The sequence below is a fragment of the Bradyrhizobium sp. 41S5 genome, assembly GCF_011516665.3.
GTDB lineage: Bacteria > Pseudomonadota > Alphaproteobacteria > Rhizobiales > Xanthobacteraceae > Bradyrhizobium > Bradyrhizobium quebecense.
In genome coordinates, this window is sequence record NZ_CP083721.1 from 757,512 (window position 1) to 775,248 (window position 17,737).

Genomic DNA, 17,737 nt, shown 5'->3' on the forward strand with positions numbered 1-17,737 from the left:
TCAGTCTCCGAACCGGATGCGCGGGTCGATCGCCGCGTAGAGCATGTCGACGATGAAGTTCACGACCACGACGACGACCGCGATGAACATCACGAGGTTCTGCACGATCGGATAATCACGCCAGCGCAGCGCCTCGACCAGGAAGCGGGCGATGCCCGGGATGTTGAACACGGTTTCCGTGACGATCAGCCCGCCGATCAGGAACGCGGCCTCGATGCCGATCACCGTGATGACCGGCAGCACCGCGTTCTTGAGCGCGTGGTGATAGTTCACGGAAGCCTCGGAGGCGCCCTTGGCGCGTGCGGTGCGGATGTAGTCCTGGCGCAGGATCTCCAGCATCGAGGAGCGAGTGATGCGCATGGTCAGCGCCGCGCTGCGGAAGCCGACCGCCATCGCCGGCACCGCATAGATGGTCAGCGCCTCGAGCCAGGTCTTCGGGTTCGGATTGAAGATCGGCATGGTGCCGAACAGCGAGACCGAGGCCATCAGGATCAAGAGGCCGAGCCAGAATGACGGCAGCGACAGGCCGCTGAGGCTGACGACGCGCAGCGCATAGTCAAGCTTCGAGCCCTGGTGCACGGCGCTGATAACGCCGAGCGGAATGCCGATCGAGGCGGAGAACAGCAGCGCCAGCCCCGCCAGCCGCGCGGTGATCGGAATCCGCGGCAGGATTTCCTCCAGCGCCGGCTTTTCCGAGACATAGGAATAGCCGAGGTCGCCGTGCAGCAGGCCGCCGATCCAGTGCAGATACTGGATCACGATCGGCTGGCTCAGGCCGAGCTCGCGCTCGAGATTGGCCTTGTCGGCGGGATCGACGAAGCCTGCGGCGTCGAACAGGATATCGACGATGTTGCCGGGGACGACGCGCAGCAGCACGAAGATGATGACCGAGATCCCGAACAGGGTCACGAGCATCAGGAACAGCCGCCGCACGATATAGGCAAACACCCTGGCTCTCTCCCTGATCTCGCCTGTGGCTTTCTCTCGAAGCGTTTTCTTGACGCGAACCGGTATCCACTTCGCTCGAAAACGCTTCGCGCTACTTGTCCAGCCAGACGTCTTCGTAGCGATAGCCGTTATAGGAGCTGTTGGACATGATCGTGACATTCTTTACGTACGGCTTCCAGCAGGTGCCGGTCCGGGCATGGAAGATGATCGGACGCGCGACGTCTTCCTGCAGCTTCTTGTCGATCTCCCAGACCAGCTTCTTGCGCTTGTCGAGGTCGGTCTCCTCGGATTGCTGATCGAACAGCTTCTCGATGTCCTTGTTGCAATAGTTGGTGTAGTTGCGCTCCGAGCCGCAGGCATAGTTCTCGTAGAAGGACTGGTCCGGCTCGTCGACGGCGTTGCCGGTGAGATTGAGGCCGAGCGAATAATCCTTGCGGGCGATCTTCGGGAACCATTGCGCGGTGTCGACGACGTCGAGCTCGGCGTCGATGTAGATGCTCTTGATCTGGTCGATCAGGATGATCGCGGGATCGCGGTAGACGGCGATGTTGCGGGTCGACACCTTGATCTGCAGGTGCTTGTCCGGGCCATAGCCCGCCTTCTGCATCAGCTTGCGCGCTTCCTCGCGGTTTTTCTCGATGTCGGGACCGTAGCCGGGAATCGATTCCAGCATCTCCTTCGGCATCGCCCACAGGCCGTCGGGTGCCGGCTCCATGGTGCCACCGATGTCGCCCTGGCCTTCGAACATGATCTGGATGAACGCCTTGCGGTCGAGCGCCAGCGCCAGCGCGCGGCGGATGTCGAGATTATCGAACGGCGGTCCGCTCGAATTGATGATGATGTTGGTGGAGACATTGTTCGGTTCCACCACACAGACCGCCTTGGGGTCCAGCGACTTGACGTCCTTGAGCAGCGGGATCGAGACCTCGGTCGGGAACGTCATGTCGAACTTGCCCGACACGAAGCCCAGGATCGCCGTCGAGCGGTTGGTGATAATGGTGAACTCGATGCCGTCGAGATAGGGCAGACCCTTCTTGAAGTAGTCGGGGTTTTTGGTGAGCTTGATCGACTCGTTGGCCTTGAACTCGACGAACTTGAACGGGCCTGTACCGACAGGCTTGGTGCGCATTTCTGCCGGCGACACATGGCAGGGATAGACCGGCGAATAGCCTGAGGCGAGCAGCGACAAGAGCGCAGGCTGCGGCCGCTTCAGCTTGAACGATGCTTCATAGTCGCCGTTGGTGGTGACCTCGTCGACCTGATCGTACCAGGACTTGCGCGGGTTCTGCCGAAACTTCTGCTGGGACTTGCCCATCAGCATGTCGAAGGTGCATTTGACGTCAGCCGCGGTGAACGGCTTGCCGTCATGCCATTTCACGTCCTTGCGCAGCTTGAAGGTCAGAGTCTTGTTGTCGCCGCTCCAGGCCCAACTCTCCGCAAGCTCGGGCCGGATCGTGCTGGCGCTGTTCTGGGCGATGTGCTGATCGAAAATGACGAGGTTGTTGAAGATCGGCATGAACGGAATGTTCACCGAATAGGTCGCGCCCTCGTGGATCGAGGCGCTGCCGGGGCTGTCGCGGTGATAGATTCTGAAGATGCCGCCGGATTTCGGCTCGGCTGCGCGCGAAACGTCGCTGATGGTCAGCACAGACAACACCGCGACGGCCAGCGCTTGCACGCTCCGCATGGTCTCCTCCACGAATTTCGGTCTCAATGGCCGATTGGCATCGACGATACCACGGTGAGGCTGTCGGGCAACCGGCGAGGGCGGTGCGGGGATTGGCAATTCGGATGACGTGGCAGCATTAAAGTTTTCACGGACCGGGAATAATGGCTGTGATTGTGCGGAACTCAGTCTGTTTCGCTATGAAGCTACGAATCTCAGTTCGAATTCGATTGCTGACGCGCGCGACTTGAAGCAGTCCGCAATCAGCGACAGTTTGTCGCCGATTGCGAACGTCGCCGCATACTTGTTCTCCGTCATCCCGAGGAGCGCGGAACGCGCGTCTCGAAGGATGAACGGCCACTAGCCGGGCCGTCGATCCTTCGAGACGCCGCTTCGCGGCTCCTCAGGATGAAGGTGTGAGAGCTTCGACAAAAAAACACTCCGCCGCCTGCGTTGAGGGCGGCTGCATGTTCGCGACACCGTCGGCATCAGTCGCCGAGATCGTGGTGCGGATCATCAGGCGCCCCTCATGGGCCGGCCAGGGGCGGCCACGATGCATGGTGGCGCGGTTGTCCCACATCACGACGTCGCCCTGCTTCCATTGATGCAGATAGCTGACGCCGGGCGCGGTGGCGGCTTCGGTCAATCGTTCGATCAGCGCCTTGCCGGCATCGGCATCCATGCCTTCGACGCCATAGGCATGGGAGGCCAGATACAGCGCGCCGCGGCCGTTGACGGGATTGCGCCAGACCATGCGCCAGCACACCGGCGGTAGCGCGTCGACTTCCTCCGATGTCGCGAGCCCGGTTGCCACCTTGCTGCGCGAATGCGCGTAGGAGTGCCAGGCGAAGGAATTCTCCAGCCGCTTGGCCACATCCTTGTCGAGCCGCTCGAAGGCCAGCCGCATCGAGACGAACTCGGTCTCGCCGCCATGTTCGGGGATGATGCGCGCCGAAAGGATCGAGGTCAGCGCCGGCACGCGCTTGAAGGAGGAATCGGTGTGCCAGAGCTGGTTGGCCCTGGCGCGCAGCTGCTGCCGATGATCAGAGGGGACCACCTTGCCGTCAGGTCCGAAGGTCGAGAGGATCACGAAATGCGAGCCGGTGCCCATCGAACCGACCTTGGTCGTTTCAGGCGGACCGAAACGGCGCGAGAAGGCGAGCTGGATGTCGTCGCTGACCTCCTGGCCGCGGAACACCAGCACCGAATGTTCCTCGAACGCGGCGCGGACCGCGGCATAGGCGGCATCGCTGGCGGCAACATCCGAAAGCGTGACGCCGCGCAGTTCGGCCCCGAATCCCTCGCGCAGTGGGATCACTTCCATCGGCAAATCCTCCCTGACGTTTCTTGTTGAGGCGAGGTTAGGGGAAAAGCCGGCCAGCGGCAACGCGGCTCGCACTGCCTCACCCCATCGCGATCAGTTTGTGCCGCGTCCGCCGGTCGGCTACCTCCATGCGATGCGTGACGAAGGCGAACAGCGCCCAGCTGGAATGGAAGGCGACGCCAGCCAGAACCACGATGGCTCCGGGAATCGGGCCGATCGAGGCGCGTTCCCAGATATCGCTCACCGTGGTCAGCGGCAGGGGGTGGATCGCCAGCTTGCCGTAATAGGCGATGGCCTGGATCGCGAAGATCCAGCCATATGTCCGGCGCAGCCGTCGGCCGATCGCCCGGGCAAGGCTGATGTGATAGCTCGGGCGGCGGTAGTCGTTGGCGAGCAGCTCGGTCCAGGCCGAGTTCGGCGTGGGACCTTCGCCGCGGATCATCGGCGCGTAGAAATCGGTTTCGAGCAGCCGCGCGCGGGCGCGCCAGACGTTGAAGTAGCGATAGCGCCGCGCCTCGAACAACAGAAACACCGTGACCAGCAACCCGACCAGCACCATCGGCAAAGGCGAAGCCTCCGCGCTGCTGTAGGTCGCCGACAGCGCGATGCCGGTCGTGACCACCGCCCAGTTGGTCGAGCTGTCGAGGCGGGTGCGCCAGACCGTGCTGCGGTAGACCTCGCCACGATAGAGATGGGCGAGCGCACCGATCTCGGCGGCGGTGAATTCGAGCCTTCCAGCCTGTACCGGCTCGGGCTCGCGCGGTTGGGGCGACGGCATGGCGGCCTCCGGCGAAGCTGGCTTGCGATCCCGGAGCATAGCGCGAAATCCGTGCGAGGGGCGAGTCCGTTACGCCGCCCGGCGTCCCCGGCTGCGACGGTCCGGCTGGCCGCATCACGTGTTCACACGATTCGCGAGGTCTTGTTGCCCCAGTAGCGATCGCGCAGCAGTCGCTTGTAGAGTTTTCCGGTCGGCAGCCGCGGCAGCTCGGCTTCGAAATCGACCGAGCGCGGCACCTTCTGGCGCGACAGCGAGCTTGCGCAGAAGGCGATCAGCTCCTCGGCGAGTTCCGGACCCGGCGCGATGCCGTCGACCGGCTGCACCACCGCCTTCACCTCCTCGCCGAGATCGACATTGGGCACGCCGAACACGGCGGCGTCGGCGACCTTGGGATGGGTGATCAGGAGGTTCTCGCATTCCTGCGGGTAGATGTTCACGCCGCCGGAGATGATCATGAAGGTGGCGCGGTCGGTCAGATAGAGGAAGTTGTCGTCGTCGACATAACCGACGTCGCCGACCGTGCTCATGCTGCCGTCCGCCGAGCGCGCCTCGCTGGTCTTGGCCGGATCGTTGAAATATTCGAACGGCGTGGCGGTCTTGAACCACACGGTACCCGGCGTGCCCTTCGGGCAGGGCTGCATGTTCTCGTCGAGGATATGCAGGTCGCCGAGCAGCACCTTGCCGACGGTGCCGCGATGGGCGAGCCACTCCTCGCTGTTGCAGGCGGTGAAGCCGAGGCCTTCGGTCGCGCCGTAATATTCGTGGATGATCGGGCCCCACCATTTGATCATATCGTCCTTGACCAGCGCCGGGCAGGGCGCTGCGGCATGGATCGCGATCTCGAGCGTCGACAGATCGTAGCGGGTGCGAATCTCCTCGGGCAGCTTCAGCAGGCGCGAGAACATCGTCGGCACCAGCTGGCTGTGGGTGATGCCCCATTTTTCGACCAGCTGGAGATAGCGCTCGGGATCGAAGCTCTCCATGATGACGACGGTGCCGCCCATCCGGATAGTGAGATTGACTGCGGCCTGCGGCGCCGAGTGATAGAGCGGCGCCGGCGACAGATAAACCATGCCCTCGCGGTAGTGCCAGAGCTTGGTCAGGAAATCGAACAGCGGAAGGTTTTGCGACGGCGGCTGCTCGGGCAGCGGCCGCACGATGCCCTTCGGCCGGCCGGTCGTGCCGGACGAATAGAGCATCGCGGTGCCCGCATATTCGTCCGCGATCGGCGTCGCCGGCAGGCCAGCGGTCGCCTGTTGCAGTCCGACGATGCGATCGCTCTCACTGTCGCCGTCGACCACGATGCAGAGCTCGACCTGCGGGCACTCCTTCAGCGCCTCGCGCGCGATGTCGAGCTTCAGCTTCGAGGTGATCAGGATCCGTGACTGGCTGTTGGTCAGGATGTAGGCGAGCTCGCCGGCCGTGAGGTAGGAATTGACGCAGGTGAAGTAGAGGCCAGAACGTTCCCCGGCGCCGCAGGCCTCGAGGTAGCGGTTGTTATTCTCCATGAAGATCGAATAGTGGTCGAGCCGCTTCATGCCGCGGTTGCGGAACAGATGCGCGAGACGGTTGTTGCGTGCCTCGAGCTCACGATAGGTGACGATCTCGCCGGTCCCGGCCATGATGAAGGCCGGTTGCAGCGGGCGCAGGTAAGCATGCTTGCCGGTGTACATCGAAGCTCAGATCTCCCCTCAGTGTTACTTTGCTTCTTGTTTAGGCATGATCTTGTCAGAAAACCGCTTCGCACTTTTCCCCATCATGCCTTAAGCGGCCATCACCAGAATCTCGCGAACCTGGGACGGACCATCGATCTTGCGCGGATTGCGCGGCACCCAGGGCGTGCGCATCGCACCCGCCGCGATGCGGTCGAAGTGCTCAGGGCCGACGTTGACCTCCCTCAGGCTGCGCGGCATGCCGAGGTCGCGGATGAAGCGGTCGAGCACGTCGCCGGCGTCCTCGCCCGGATGCCCCATCGCGGTCGCGACCAGCGCCTGCCGGTCGGCATTGTCGCGCTTGTTCCAGCGCATCACCGCCGGCAGCATCACGCATGAGGTGTAGCCGTGCGGCACGTCGAACTCGGCGCCGAGCACGTAGCCGATGCCGTGGCTCGCGCCCATCGGCACGCCGGAGGCAAGCGGGCCGGTCGAGAGCCAGGTGCCGATCTGGCAATCCATCCGCGCCGGGATGTCCTTCGGGTTGGCCTTCACCCGCGGCAGGCCCTGCGCCAGCATCTCGAGCCCCTTCAGCGCCTGCGCATCGCCGTAAGGATGCGCCTCGCGCGAGCAGATGCCTTCGACGCAATGGTCGACGGCGCGGATGCCGGTCGACAGGAACAGCCAGTCCGGCGTGTGCACCGAGATATCCGGATCGAGGATCGTGGCGCGCGGCATCACCAGGGGATGGCGCAGCATCTCCTTCTGCCGCTTGGCCTCGTTGGTGACGCCTGCGATCGACGAGAACTCTCCGCCGGCGATCGTGGTCGGCACGCTGATCTGGCGCACGGCCGGAGGATTCATCTCGGGCGAGACGCCGCCGCGGGTGCGGATCGTGTCGATGCCGTCCGATGTCGTGACGTTGTTGGCAAGGCAAAGCTGCACCGCCTTGGCGCCGTCGGTGATCGAACCGCCGCCGATGGTGACGATCAGATCGGCCTTGGCATCACGCGCCTGTTCCGTCGCCGCGATCACCGCGGCGCGCGGCGTGTGTGCCGGCATCTGGTCGAACGTGCCGACACAGCGGGAGCCGAGCGCCTCGCGGACTTTTTCGATCTCGTCGGTTTCGCGGTTCAGCGTACCCGACACCATCAGGAAGGCACGCTGGGCGCCAAGCCGGTCCAGTTGCTCGACGACGACCTCACGGGCGGGCCGCCCGAACACGACCTCCTCCATGGCGCCGAATACCACACGGCCTCGATGCACGCGGCTGTCCTCCCTCAAGATGGCCCGCCGTTCCGGCGGCCATTTGCCGAGAGGTTAGCGGAGGAAATCGGAGCCGTCATCAGGGCTCTGGGTTGTAGGTCGGAGGCTCCGCGTTCACCGCAGTCGTCCCGGCGAAGGCCGGGACCCATACGCCGCAGCAGATGTAATGAACGGCACTCGTGATTCCGGCATCGCGCAACGACTTGCATTTGGGGTTATGGGTCCCGGCCTCCGCCGGGACGACACCGAGTATGTTGCGCGGCTTGTGAGTCATGCATCCCCATCCTCGCGGCGCGCTGCACCCGAGTCTTGCGTTTACCTGCCCTCCACTTGAGCAGAGAGCGCAGGGAACGCCGGTACGGCAGGAGGGGCACGGCTCCATCCACCCGTCATTCCCGGCGCCCCGGAATGACGAAGAGCTTTGGTTCAGACCGCGGATGGCCGGCAGAAATCTTGACGGCAACATCGCAGCGTGTGTTACACCTCGAAGGCAACAGAGGCGTGCGCATGACATCCACCGTCGATCTCGCGAAACTGCATATCGATGACTTCCGGTCGCATCAGGGCGCGGAGTTCGAGATGCAGACGGCGGAAGGCGTCGTGGCGCTGAGGCTCACCAAGGTCGAGGCCGCGGGCAACAGCGGCCGGCCGGGCGGTGCTTTCTCGCTGCTGTTCACGACGCCGAAGGGAGCGTGGCTGCCGCAGGCGATCTATCCGGTGCGGCATCCGGCGCTCGGCGTGATCGACATCTTCCTGGTGCCGATCGGCCCGCTTGGAGATGACAACGGCTATCAGGCGGTCTTCACCTGATGGCCGGAAGCTGCGGTCCCGCGCCAGCGCATCAGGTCGTAGACGCCCTTGTCTTCCTCGGTGACGAAACCGAGCCGGCGGTAGAGCCGCATCGCCGGATTGAACTTCTCGACATGGATTGACATCGCCTTCCCCGCGCCGGCGGCCTCGTCGAGCAGGTCGCGCATCAGCGCGCCGCCGAGACCCGATCCGCGATGTTCGGGCAGGAAGGCGATATCGATGACGCAATGCTCGCTCGGCCAGCGGTCGACATAGAGGCGGCCGATATCCTCTCCACCGCGCATCGTCACCAGCCAGTCGGCCGTCGGATAGTGCTGCTGGTAATGCGCATGCTGCGCCTGCCACTGCATCGCCAGGAAGGCGGCCTTCTGCTCCGCGCTCCACGGTGTCACTGCCAGTTCAGCGGTGCGCGTCGAAGCATAGAGCCGCGACAGGAAGGGCAAATCGGCATCAGCGATACGACGGAAGCTCAGGCCGGCATCCGCGGCGCGCGTCCATCCGAACACCGCGGCAGTCGCATCGGTGCTCAAACCATCCGTCATGGCAGGTCTAGAGCCTTTTCCGTTCCGATCGAATCGGAATGGAGCTCTAGATTCTTGTTTTGACGCGTTTTCTTCACGCGAACCGGTGTCCACTTCGCTCGAGAATGCTCTAGCTGCGCGGCGGGTAGATGCCCTGCAACGCGATGCAGAAATTCAAGGTGAGATAGGGCATCAGGTTGTTGTGGGGCTGGCTGCCGCCGATCGGCAGGATCGAACTGGTTGCCGAGAACGGCGAAACGTTGGTCAGCGTCGCCGTGTAGGCTTGCCCCGGGTTTGCGCGTGCAAGGGATCGTGTCGGGCTGGGCGTGGCAAGCTCTGACTGATTGATATTGCCCAGGACCCCGTGATTGTGCATGGGCATTTCGCTTTGCAGCAGGGTCACGGTCGTCGTGCCGGCGGACTGTCCGATGTCGTAGATGGTGCCGGTGGAGCTCTGCCCCTGCTGCATCGGCGCGCTGCCTTGCAGGTTGGGCAACGCGAAGGTGCTCTTGCCGTCGCCGCCATAGTAAGTGCCGAGCAGCGAGAAAAGTGCGGTGTTCTGCGAGATCGGCATGAGTTGCCCGTTGCAGACGGCCCACCCCAACGGCGCGAAGTCGAACGGGAAAATGCGGATCTCGGCAAGGAATTGATCAGACATGGTCCCGTCCTAGTTTTGGCTCGGGTAAACGCCGAACAGTGAAATGATGAAGTTGTAGCAGAGGTAGGGTTGCATGTTGTCGTGCGGCTGGCTGCCGCCGACGAACGAGCACGCCTGGCTCGCCATCGGCGAGGCGGCCGCGACCTCGCGGTAGATCTGGGTCGCTCCCACCGCGCCCACGACATTGCCGGTCACCGTGTTGCCGGTCGCATTGTTCAGGGACGCCGCCATCGGGTGGTTGTGAACGGGCAGTTGCTGGGTAGTCAGCGTCACCTGTTCGGAGCCGCCGGTCTGACCGATGACGAAGCCGCTGGTCTGGTGCAGCGGCAGCCGACCTTGCAGGTTCGGCAGCGCGAATGTCTGCTGGCCGTCACCGCCATAGGTGGTCCCGATCAGATTGAACAACGTGTCGTATTGGGAGATCGGCAGGATCTGTCCCTGGCAGAGCATCCAGCCGGCCGGTGCAAAATTGCCGGCGAACATGCGGATCTCGCCAACGTAAGGCTGGCCCATGGCGCGCGTCCTTCAGGTCCGGGAGGGAAAGATGCCCTGCAATGCGATGCAGAAGCTCAGCGTGAGATAGGGCTGCATGTTCTCGTGCGGCTGTGAGCCGCCGGCATTGCCGACGGTGTTCGGAGCCAGCGTCGTCAAATTGCTGGCAGCGGTATAGAGATTGGCCGACGTCGCCATCAGATTGTTGGTGACCGCGGCATTGTCGGCGCCGTTGGTGGTGCCCTGAAAAATATGCGGATGCTGGGGCATCTCGGGGATCGACAGCGTGTGAGACGTTTCACCGCCGGTTTGCCCGATCGTGAACCCCGAGCCCGCATGCAGCGGCACTTTTCCCTGCAGGTTGGGCAGCGCGAAGGTCGTCTGGCCGTTGCCGCCATAGACCGTGCCGAGCAACGAGAACAGCGCCTGGTTCTGATTGATCGGCAGCAACTGTCCATTGCAAAAAGCCCAGCCTTTCGGCGGGAAGTTGAACGACATCATCCTGATCTCAGAGAGAAACGGTTGGGACATCGATCCTCCGTCAGACGATCCGTCTCGTCAGTGACTCAATTAATGAAAATGCAAAGCAAGTGCGGTCGAGCGACAACGAGCGCACGATAGCGTGTTTTGAGCCAAGTGCAACCTCAACGATTGTCGGAGTTTTGTGATTTTCGTTCGAGCGCATGACGCGCGGATGTCGTTGCGATGACGTGGCGCCTCGCGACGACGATTGCCGTGAATGCGGCGCGACCGAATCGAAACGCCTGCCGGATCGTTCCGGCAGGCGTTGCTCAGGCTGTTGCGACGTTCGATCAAACCACCAGATCGTGATGGGTCTGGAGATGATCGGTCGGGTTGCCGCCCATGGCGGCGTAGGTCATCTCGTGGCCGACCCACCATGGCGTCGCGGCACTGGACTGTCCGCTGAACAGATCGGACAAGGTCTGGGTGTTCGCGGTCAGGTCCGTATGGCTTGTGTTGATCTGTGACAGCGTCTGCGTGAACGACGAGAAGTCGAAGTTGTGGCGGATGGGCAGGTCGACCGACGATGTATTAGTCGTCTGCGTATTGGCGGTCTGCTGAATCGAAGTCGTTGCGGTGCCTTGCGTCGGCATCGCCTTCTGCAGGGCCGCGTTGGATTGGGCGACGTCCGCGACAGTGGGAAGCCGGCGCTCGCCGTCGGCGAGGCCGATATACATCAGGCTGTTGGCATCCGACGGCGAAATCGAGTCGGGAAGGCCGAGCACGTGACCCAGTTCGTGAAGCACGGTGGTCAGCAGATCGAGATGACCTGCCGCGGCCGTCGACGGATCGGTCAGGAGATCGCTACCGGCGGCGTTGACGGCGTGGGCGAACTCGAAATTGTCCGACGGGGTCGGGTCGATGAACCAGCCGTGGCCGGCGGCATCGGTGTCGATCGTGATGTGCAGGCCGCCTTCCTGGCCGACAATCTGGCCGGCGAGGTCGGTAACGCTGAAGGCTGCGGCATGCAGGAGGGCGAGCTGCGTCGCGTTGGCGCCCGCGCTCGCCCATTCGGCGATCGCGGGCGCCAACACGGAACTGAGCTCGGCCTGCGTCAGGTGCATCTCGCCCGTGCTCGGGGTCGACGCCTGAACGCCGCCCGCTTCCGCGAGCAACGGTGCGACCACCGCTGGAAGCGTCGGCAGGGTGCTGACCAGCGTCGTTGTGCCGTTGCCGCCCGTGGTGTCGACGGTGATGGCGCCCGTGCCGCTGGTATTGTCGTCGGTGATTACGCCTGAAGCGCTGCCCGACGTCGAACCGTTCTTCGAGAGGTTCAGATGGGTGCTGCCGTTGAAGTTGCTCAGCTCGACGTCGGTGGCGTAGAGCGAGCTATGGTTCAGCGCATTCTTGCTGCCCGTGCCGCCGGCGCCCGTGCCGATGACGACATTCGTCGTGCTGGTATCGGTGGCCGTCGCGCCGTTCTCGACATCGAGCGCCGCGAACGGACTATTGGAGGTCGGAGACGACACCGAGTTGCCGTATAGCGTGGCGTTCAGGGTCGAGCCGCCGTCGTTGTTCTGCAGCGCGATGCCGGCGTCGCCGACGCCGGTGATGGTGTTGTTCTGGATCAGCGTCGTCAGGCTGCCGGCGCCCGCGTCGCGGACGAAGATGCCGTCGGAGTTGGATCCCACCTTCGCTGGGCCGATATCGTTGCTGGCGATAGTGCCGGACATGGTGCCGTTGTCCTGGCCCTTCGCCACGAAAATGCCGACCGTGTCGAAGGCGTTGGCGCCGCCATCGGTCAGGATGTTGTGCGAGATGTCGAACGTGGTAGTCGCGGCGGAGACATTGCCGCCGGATCCGCTCCTGATGTCGACCGCCGTGCCGCCGCCGGAAACGATCGCTTGGCCGTTGTGGAAGGTGTTGCTCCGCACCACGGCGTCCATCGACGAATTGTTGTTGGCGACGAACGCGATGAAGTCGGACCGCGTGCCGAAAAACGTGCTGTTGGTCGCCGTGTAGTTGGCGGTCGCGGAGTTGTAGGCTTGGCCGAGCACGTTGTCGTTGCCGCTCGAGCCGATCAGGCCGAACGTGTCGCTATCCATGGTCAGGCGGTTCAGCGTGCCGCTGGTGTTGTAGAGATCGACATTCTGGGTGAAGCCGCCCGAAATGCTCGATCCCGTGACCGACGCGGTGCCGAGCAGATTGTCGAACCGGATGCTGCTTTCCTCGCGGTCGCCGGCATTGGTGGTGCCGTTGGTGCCGCTGATCGCGCTGTTGGCGAGCGTGAAATTGGTGACGCCATTGCCGTAGATCGCGAAGTTGCTGAAGTCGTGCAGCGTCATGTCAGTCAGCGACACGTTGGCGGTGTTGTGCAGGAAAATGCCGGTACCGCCGTCGCCCGATGTGGTTTGCCCGCCGGCGTCGGTGCCGCTCAGGATATCGCCGCCGGTCTTGTTGTTGATCGTGCCACCGGATCCCGCGGAGCCGGTCCCGGTGACCGTGAGCCCGCCGGCCGTTCCTGTCGTGTCGAGAATGATGCCGGCGCTGCCCGACGAGCCGGTCGCCGAGATGCTCTTGAAGGTCAGATTGCCGGCGCCGATGTTGGTGTGCTCGACATCGAGGGCGGTGCCGGTCGTGGAGGTGATGGTGTTGTTGCTGCCGGTGACGGTGATGGTGCCGCCATGGGTGAAGCTCAAGCCGGCGCCACCGGCGGTCTTGACCGTGATGTCGGACATCGTGACGGTGCCGACATTGTTGCCGTCGTCGCTGATGCCGATGCCGGTCGAGGCCGAGGTGTCGATGCTGACGCCGGTGATGGTGTGACCCGTGGTGCCGAGCAGGTCGATGCCGTTATCGGCACCGGTGACATGGATGACCGGATCGGTGCCGGAGCCGACATTCGCAGTGACCACCTGATGGGTCACCGGATTGGTGAACTGCAGGGTATGGCTGCCGCCGATCAGGTTGACGCCGTCTGCGAGGTTGATGCCGTTGGCTTCGCTGTAGGTGCCGGTGCCGTGCTCGAGCACGACATAGTCGCCGGAGCCGGCCGGATTCGCCGCGTTGAAGGCGGCGATCGAGGTGTAGGGATCGGCCTGGGTGCCGAGGTTGTGGCTGGTGCCTGTCGTCGAGTTGTCGATGTAGAACACCTGCGGAACGACGCCGACATGGAAGCTCTGGGCGCCCGATGATAGCGGCCCGCCGGTGCCGGTATGGCTGTTGTCGTTGATGTTCAGGGAAATCGTGTCGCTGCCGGTGAAGCCGTCGTCGCTGTTGTAGGTCAGCGTCGCCAGCGCGGTGTTGAGCTGCGCGATCGTCCCTGTCAGCGTGACGGTATGGGTGCCGTTGTTGGTGAAACTGGCAAGTCCGGTAGGGTCGAAAGACAGCGCGCCGTGGTTCGAAGTGATCGTTGCGGTTTCGTTACCGCCTGCGGAATCGATGTCGGCGACTGAAAGCCCCGATATCGCGAGGTTGGTGTGCGAAAAGGCCGTCCCGACCGATGAATCCGTCGGCACCGTCGCGGTCGGCGGATCGTCGATCGCGGTGACGGTCTGGGTTGCGGTTGCCGATCCCGTGTCGTTGCCGCCGTTCGCGGTGCCGCCGTCGTCGACGGCGGTCACGATATAGGAGCGCGCCGTGGTGTCGGGAGGCTCACCGGTGTTATTGAACTGGACGGCATCGAGCACCGCGTTGTAATGCGCGATCGTGTCGGTCCCGGTCAGGGTGACAGTTTCGGTGGTGGCCGTGCTGGAGATCGCGAAGTGGATATTGCCGATGTCACCGCTGGTGCCGGCGTGACCCGCGATCGACAGCGCGTCCGACGGCTTGAGGTCGCTCAGCTCGAAAGTCGCGCTGATCAGGTTGGCGCTGTCGACGTCGGTGATCGTGAGGTGCGGGGCGATCGTGACCGGGATCGAATTCGCCGGCGGTGTGCCGACCGGCGGCTCGCTGAAGTCGGTGATGGTGCCGATTGTCACCACCGGCGGGTTGTTGACCGGCGTGACGTCGATGGTGTCGGTCGCAGGCGTGCCGTCGAGCGTGCCGTCATTGGCGGTGATGGTCACCGTGCGGGCCAGACCGGACGGATTGTTGCTGGTATTGAGGTAAGTGATCGAATCCAGCGCGGTCTGGAAGTCGGCGACGGTGGAGGCGGCGGTGCCGGTCAGGGTCAACTCACCGTGCAAGGCGTCCCATGCGCCGATGATGTTCGCGGTATTGACGAAACCGAGGACATCCTGGCCGTTGAAATAGTTGCCGGTGATCTGCACCGTCACGTGATCGAGCGTTGCGTTGTCGGCGTCGGTGACCGTCAGCGCCGGGTCGAAGGCGGTGGCGGCCTGTCCCTCAATGTAGTTCAGGGTATGGCCGCCGGTCACGACGGGCGGTGCGTCCGGAGGAGCCACGGTCTCGGCGTTTGACGTGCCGGTGACGCCGGCGCTGGCCGTGTCGGTCGCCGTGATGGTCTGGCTTCCGGCGGTCTCGAATTTCTCGGTGAAGGTGCCGATGCCGCCGGTCAGCGTCGTGTCAGAGGGCAGCACGGCGCTGGGGTCGCTCGATGTGAAGTGCACGGTGCCGGTGTAGCCGGTGGCGATGTTGCCATGGGCGTCGAGGGCCGTGACCGTGACCGGTCCCGCGATGTCCGCCCGGCCGTTGGCCGGGATGCTCACCACGAAATGCGTGGCGGGGCCGGGCGCTACGTTTTCGGCATTCGACGTGCCGGTGATGGCGCTGACCGTGTCGGTCGCGGTAATGGTCTGGCTGCCGGAGGTATCGAAGGTCTCGTTGAAGGTTCCGGTGCCATTGGTCAGCGTCATGTCGGCCGGCAGCACGGCGCTGCCGTCGGTCGATGTGAAGTGCACGGTTCCGGTGTAGCCGGTGACGACGTTGCCGAAGGCATCGAGCGCGCTCACAGTGCCTGAGCCTGCGGTGCCGGCAGAGCCGGTGCCCGGGATGCTGACCGCAAAGTGCGTGGCGGCGGCCGCCGTCACGGTTTCGACATTCGAGGTGCCGGTGATCGCGCTCGTCACCGTGTCGGTCGCGGTGATGGTCTGGTTTCCGGCGGAGTCGAGCGTCTCGCTGAACGTGGCGGTGCCGTTGGTCAACGTCATGTTGGCCGGCAGAACGGCATGGCTGTCGGTCGACGTGAAGTGCACGGTTCCTGTGTAGCCGGTGACGACGTTGCCGAAGGCGTCGAGCGCGGTCACGGTGCCTGAACCTGCGGCTCCCGCGGTGCTGCTGCCCGGAATGCTGATCGCGAAGTGTGTGACGGGACCCGCCGTCACGGTCTCGGCATTCGAGGTGCCGGTGATGCCGGGGCTGACCGTGTCGGTCGCGATGATGGTCTGGCTTCCGACCGACTCGAATGTCTCGCTGAAGCTGCCGGTGCCGTTGGTCAGCGTCACGTCGGCGGGCAGTACGGCGTGGCCATCGCTCGATGTGAAGTGCACGGTACCCGAATAGCCGGTGGCGACGTTGCCGAAGGCATCGAGCGCGGTAACGATGACCGAACCTGGTGTCCCCGCGGCTCCGCTCGCCGGAATGCTGACCACAAGATGCGTGGCGGCGCCGCCCGTCACTGTCTCGGTGTTCGACGTGCCGGTGATGGCGCTGACCGTGTCGGTCGCGGTGACGGTCTGGCCGCCGGCGGTCTTGAATGTCTCGTTGAAGCTGCCGGTGCCGTTGGTCAACGTCATGTCGGCCGGCAGCACGGCGCCGCCGTCGCTCGACGTGAAGTGGACGATCCCCGAATAACTGGTCGCGACATTGTTGAAGGCATCAAGCGCCGTGACGATGACCGAGCCCGGTGTCCCCGCCGTGCCGTTGGCGGGGAGACTGACCGAAAAATGCGTGGCGAGGCCCGGTGTCACGATCTCGGAATTCGATGTGCCCTTGACGGCGCTGTTGACCGTGTCGGTCGCGGTGATGGTCTGGCTGCCGGCGGTGTCGAGGGTCTCGCTGAAGCCGCCGGTGCCGTTGGTCAACGTCACGTCGGCCGGCAGCGCGGCGTGGCCGTCGGTTGACGTGAAGTGAACCGTGCCCGTGTAGTTGGTGACGACGTGGTTCAAGGCATCGAGCGCGGTGACGGTAACCGTGCCTGGCGTTCCCGCTGCGCCGTTGGCCGGAATGCTCACGGCGAAGTGAGTTGCCGCACCCAATGTCACATCGATCGTGAAGGTCTGCGAGCTGCTCAGGGTGCCGTCGCTCGCGGTCGCTGTGACAGTATAGGCGTGGCCAGGCGCGGTGACATAGTTGATCTTGCCGGGATCGGCGACGGTGATGACACCTGTCGTGGCATTGATGGTGAAGCCTCCGCCCGAACTATCGCCAGTCAGGCTGTAGGTCACGGGATTCATATCGGTCGATGTTGCGGTGATGCCCACAGCCGTGCCGGCCGCGGAGCCTTCCGCAACCTTGTTGGCTGCCACATTGCTGTCGGCCGGTGTGGACGGCGCAACGTCGGTGATTGCGATGGTGAAGCTCTGCGCGCTCGTCGCAAGGCCGTCGCTCGCCTGAACGGTGATGGTGTAGGCATGACCGGGGCTGGTCACGTAGTTGATCTTGGTGGGGTCCGCGACCGACACCACGCCGGTGTTCGGATCGATCTTGAACCCGCCGCTGGAGGTGTCGCCGGTCAACGAATAGGTGACGGCATAGCCGCTGCTGCTGGCGGCCTGCGCGGTGATGTTGACGAGTGTGTTGGCCGCGGCGCCCTCGATGACCGCGTTGTTTCCCGAATTGGCGTCCACCGGCGCCGACAGCGAGTCGGTGACCGGCGGCCAAAGCGTGCCGGGAGGGCAGCCGAGGTAGAGATATTGCAGACCATACGTGTCAGCGAACGCCTGGGCGGCCGCGTCGAGGACGATGTGACCGGTCGAATCGAGCTGAAGTTCGGGGCGCGTTAAACCACCGATTGTATAAGCAGGTATGGTCGTCATGCACACTCCTGCAACCGGCGTGGAAGCCGATCAATATTTACAATTGTTGGGGACGATGACGTGTGAAGCCGTTCACACGTTGAAGTTGACAACCCGTAAACTGCGATCGTGCCGAGTCGCCTGCAATTCGAGAAAGCCGCGATGTCCGCGGAGCCGTGGCATCAGCGAGTTCAAATGCGCGTGCCATTTACGTAGTCGCCTTCACATACTCGCGCCGCGACA

12 protein-coding genes are annotated in these 17,737 nt (G+C 63.8%); 1 reads left to right on the forward strand and 11 read right to left on the reverse strand.

All coding sequences use genetic code 11. From position 1 onward, the window contains the following. From HAP47_RS03660 to HAP47_RS03685, 6 genes are all read right to left on the reverse strand, one after another. Complete coding sequence (locus HAP47_RS03660) at positions 1–948, reverse strand: ABC transporter permease (RefSeq protein WP_074129975.1); 948 nt, start codon at positions 946–948, stop codon at positions 1–3. Positions 949–1,039: 91 nt separating this feature from the next. Then, on the reverse strand, positions 1,040–2,635 hold the full coding sequence (locus HAP47_RS03665) for an ABC transporter substrate-binding protein (RefSeq protein WP_173639398.1): 1,596 nt from the start codon (positions 2,633–2,635) through the stop codon (positions 1,040–1,042). Between the two features lie 382 nt (positions 2,636–3,017). Then, on the reverse strand, positions 3,018–3,938 hold the full coding sequence (locus tag HAP47_RS03670; protein WP_173639397.1) for a TauD/TfdA dioxygenase family protein: 921 nt from the start codon (positions 3,936–3,938) through the stop codon (positions 3,018–3,020). 79 nt (positions 3,939–4,017) lie between these two features. Next, complete coding sequence (locus tag HAP47_RS03675; protein ID WP_371821737.1) at positions 4,018–4,716, reverse strand: DUF2270 domain-containing protein; 699 nt, start codon at positions 4,714–4,716, stop codon at positions 4,018–4,020. Between the two features lie 122 nt (positions 4,717–4,838). Continuing rightward, the gene (locus tag HAP47_RS03680) at positions 4,839–6,389 is read right to left on the reverse strand and encodes an AMP-binding protein (protein WP_173639395.1); all 1,551 of its coding nucleotides are present in this window, start codon (positions 6,387–6,389) and stop codon (positions 4,839–4,841) included. 90 nt (positions 6,390–6,479) lie between these two features. Further along, positions 6,480–7,634: an iron-containing alcohol dehydrogenase gene (locus HAP47_RS03685; RefSeq protein ID WP_173639394.1), complete on the reverse strand. Its 1,155-nt coding sequence runs from the start codon at positions 7,632–7,634 to the stop codon at positions 6,480–6,482. A 507-nt stretch (positions 7,635–8,141) separates the two neighbouring features. On the opposite strand from HAP47_RS03685, the gene HAP47_RS03690 reads away from it, so the two are divergent. Beyond that, complete coding sequence (locus HAP47_RS03690; RefSeq protein ID WP_210285270.1) at positions 8,142–8,444, forward strand: DUF6916 family protein; 303 nt, start codon at positions 8,142–8,144, stop codon at positions 8,442–8,444. Here HAP47_RS03690 and HAP47_RS03695 read toward each other — a convergent pair. The 5 genes from HAP47_RS03695 to HAP47_RS03715 all read right to left on the reverse strand — a co-directional run bounded on the left by HAP47_RS03695 (position 8,426) and on the right by HAP47_RS03715 (position 17,515). Next, on the reverse strand, positions 8,426–8,986 hold the full coding sequence (locus tag HAP47_RS03695) for a GNAT family N-acetyltransferase (RefSeq protein ID WP_173639392.1): 561 nt from the start codon (positions 8,984–8,986) through the stop codon (positions 8,426–8,428). The genes HAP47_RS03690 and HAP47_RS03695 overlap by 19 nt on opposite strands. Positions 8,987–9,095: 109 nt before the next feature. After that, the gene (locus HAP47_RS03700; RefSeq protein WP_173639391.1) at positions 9,096–9,623 is read right to left on the reverse strand and encodes a phage tail protein; all 528 of its coding nucleotides are present in this window, start codon (positions 9,621–9,623) and stop codon (positions 9,096–9,098) included. Between the two features lie 9 nt (positions 9,624–9,632). After that, a complete protein-coding gene (locus HAP47_RS03705; protein ID WP_173639390.1) occupies positions 9,633–10,136 on the reverse strand; it encodes a phage tail protein in 504 nt (167 codons plus the stop codon). Between the two features lie 12 nt (positions 10,137–10,148). After that, entirely contained in the window at positions 10,149–10,646 is a 498-nt protein-coding gene (locus HAP47_RS03710) for a phage tail protein (protein WP_173639389.1), read from the reverse strand. Between the two features lie 281 nt (positions 10,647–10,927). After that, on the reverse strand, positions 10,928–17,515 hold the full coding sequence (locus HAP47_RS03715; RefSeq protein WP_173639388.1) for a cadherin repeat domain-containing protein: 6,588 nt from the start codon (positions 17,513–17,515) through the stop codon (positions 10,928–10,930). Positions 17,516–17,737 lie beyond the last annotated feature (222 nt).

Coding starts and splice junctions, on each gene's coding strand:
- HAP47_RS03715 (WP_173639388.1), bottom strand. CDS start 17,515: ATGACGACCATACCTGCTTATACAATCGGTGGTTTAACGCGCCCCGAA.
- HAP47_RS03710 (WP_173639389.1), bottom strand. CDS start 10,646: ATGTCCCAACCGTTTCTCTCTGAGATCAGGATGATGTCGTTCAACTTC.
- HAP47_RS03665 (WP_173639398.1), bottom strand. CDS start 2,635: ATGCGGAGCGTGCAAGCGCTGGCCGTCGCGGTGTTGTCTGTGCTGACC.
- HAP47_RS03680 (WP_173639395.1), bottom strand. CDS start 6,389: ATGTACACCGGCAAGCATGCTTACCTGCGCCCGCTGCAACCGGCCTTC.
- HAP47_RS03695 (WP_173639392.1), bottom strand. CDS start 8,986: ATGACGGATGGTTTGAGCACCGATGCGACTGCCGCGGTGTTCGGATGG.
- HAP47_RS03700 (WP_173639391.1), bottom strand. CDS start 9,623: ATGTCTGATCAATTCCTTGCCGAGATCCGCATTTTCCCGTTCGACTTC.
- HAP47_RS03690 (WP_210285270.1), top strand. CDS start 8,142: ATGACATCCACCGTCGATCTCGCGAAACTGCATATCGATGACTTCCGG.
- HAP47_RS03670 (WP_173639397.1), bottom strand. CDS start 3,938: ATGGAAGTGATCCCACTGCGCGAGGGATTCGGGGCCGAACTGCGCGGC.
- HAP47_RS03675 (WP_371821737.1), bottom strand. CDS start 4,716: ATGCCGTCGCCCCAACCGCGCGAGCCCGAGCCGGTACAGGCTGGAAGG.
- HAP47_RS03705 (WP_173639390.1), bottom strand. CDS start 10,136: ATGGGCCAGCCTTACGTTGGCGAGATCCGCATGTTCGCCGGCAATTTT.